1 pseudogene is annotated in these 545 nt (G+C 41.8%); it reads right to left on the reverse strand.

Features of this window, described 5'->3' with window-relative positions:
* Positions 1–545, reverse strand: a pseudogene (locus OM075_RS26670) (transketolase); the annotation flags it as partial.

Here is a 545-nt window from a genome sequence, read left to right on the forward strand (position 1 = left end):
TCAGCATCAGCAGGACGAAGTACTAACATAGAGTTTTCTCCGTGGTGATTTTTCAACTTCTCCATTAAACGAATTTGAGCTTCCTGCTCAATTGGCTGGTGAGTTGGTCCATCCTCTCCTACACGGAATGCATCGTGAGTCCAAACATACTTAACTGGCAATTGCTGTAAGGCAGCCAAACGAGCAGCAGGCTTCATATAATCTGAGAACACAAAGAAAGTACCAACAACAGGAATAACCCCTCCATGAAGCGCCATACCATTAGCCATGGCAGCCATTGTTAATTCAGCAACTCCTGACTGTAAGAATTGACCTGTGAAATCTCCTTTTTCGAATGCTTTAGTTTTCTTTAAGAAACCATCAGTTTTATCAGAATTTGCAAGGTCAGCAGAAGAAACAATCATATTTTCAACCTGATCAGCAAAAGCTGCTAATACTGTAGCTGAAGCTGCACGAGTTGCAGATCCTGCTTTTTGCTCAATAGCACTGTAGTCAATTTCCGGAGCATCACCTGAGAAGAATTTAGCAAATTTAGCTGCTAACTC

Origin of the sequence: Plebeiibacterium sediminum, from assembly GCF_026013605.1 — a bacterium.
Classification (GTDB): domain Bacteria; phylum Bacteroidota; class Bacteroidia; order Bacteroidales; family Marinilabiliaceae; genus Saccharicrinis; species Saccharicrinis sediminus.